Origin of the sequence: Pseudomonas sp. JV245A (assembly GCF_032424515.1) — a bacterium.
Taxonomy (GTDB): Bacteria; Pseudomonadota; Gammaproteobacteria; order Pseudomonadales; family Pseudomonadaceae; genus Aquipseudomonas; species Aquipseudomonas protegens.
On record NZ_VYKE01000370.1, the window covers coordinates 1 to 1,422 of the forward strand.

Below are 1,422 nucleotides of genomic sequence, written 5' to 3' on the forward strand. Positions count from 1 at the left end.
GGCCTCGGGCAGGCTCTTGAGCAGGGCGGCGTCGATGCCGGCGCGCTGGAGCATGAAGTCATTGGCCCAGGCGGTATGGTGATCGCTGCCGGTGAACACCACCGGTACCCTGGCCCATTCACCCTGGTTGAAGCGCTGGCCCAGGGCCTGGGCCTGGGCCCAGTAGGCCGAGCTCATGCCGGCGATGCTGAGCACGTCGGCATGCCGGGCACTGCCGTCGTCACGCCAGGCGCGCAGGCGTTTTTCCAGTTCGTCGAGGCTGACCACCTCGTCCTGCAGGTTGGCGCTGGTCATTTCCAGGCCACCGAAGATCGCGTGGGAGTGGGTGTCGATCAGGCCCGGCATCAGGGTCTTGCCGCCCAGGTCGACGACCCGGGTGTGGCTGTCGATCAGTGCCTTGATCTGCGTATCGCTGCCGGCTTGCAGGACCTTGCCGTTCTCCACCGCCAGGGCCTGGACCTTGGGCTGGGCGCGGTCGGCGGTGAACACCTGGCCGTTGAGCAGCACCAGGTCGGCGGCGGCCATGGCTTCCAACGAGGCAAAACTCATGGCGGCCAGTAACAGCGTGGGGGTCAATCTTTTCATTGAACATTTCCTTGTTATTGCGTCTGATCGCCAGCTTAGGGACTGCCCGCAGCGGGCAGAACGGCTGCTTCACGAAAAACATTTTTGCCTGGGTGGAAAAACCATGGACAAGTTGAATGCCTTGAAGATGTTCGTGGTCACCGCCCAGCTGGGCAGTTTCAGCCGGGCGGCGGAGCAGTTGGGCAAGACCCCCTCGGCCCTGACCAAGGCGGTCAACCACCTGGAGGCCGAGCTGGGTTCGCGCTTGTTCGAGCGCAGTACCCGGCGCATCGTGCTCACCGAAATCGGCCGGCTCTACCTGGAGACCGCGCGCCAGGTGCTGCAGCGGCTGGAAGAGGTGGGCGAGGAGGTGGAGCAGCTGCAGCACGGTCTGCGCGGCAACCTCAAGGTCACCGCGCCGCTGGCCTACGGCCAGGCATTCCTGGATCAGGTGTGTGGTGGTTTTCTTGAGCAGTACCCGCAGATCAATCTGCAAGTGGACCTGTGCGATGAGTTCGTCAACCTGCTGGAAAGCGGCTACGACCTGGCCCTGCGCGAAGGCCATGACGACCTGCCGGGGCTGATTGCCCGGGTGGTCGGAAGCAACCGCCTGGCCCTGTGCGCCAGCCCGGCCTACCTGGCGCGCAAGGGCCGGCCGGTGACCCCGCAGACCCTCGAAGAACATGAATGGCTGTTGTATCGCCACCCCTTGCTCAGCCGGGAGTTCTGGTGGGTCGAGCGCGACGGCCAGCGCCTGAGCCTGCCCCAGCCCCAGGCACCACGCCTGCGCAGTGACAATTACGACCTGCTGCTGGCCAATGCCCTGGCCGGGCGCGGCCTGTTGCACACGCCGCTATG

Annotated in this window: 2 protein-coding genes; one reads left to right on the top strand and one right to left on the bottom strand. The window is 65.3% G+C overall.

Translation table 11 applies throughout. The annotated features are described in order from the left end of the window. On the bottom strand, window positions 1-585 hold a 585-nt coding region (locus F6S12_RS31705), incomplete at its 3' end, for an amidohydrolase family protein (protein WP_315869853.1). Window positions 586-688: 103 nt separating this feature from the next. On the opposite strand from F6S12_RS31705, the gene F6S12_RS31710 reads away from it, so the two are divergent. Continuing rightward, window positions 689-1,422 (top strand): LysR family transcriptional regulator (locus tag F6S12_RS31710; protein ID WP_315869854.1); only part of this gene is annotated, 734 nt, incomplete at its 3' end.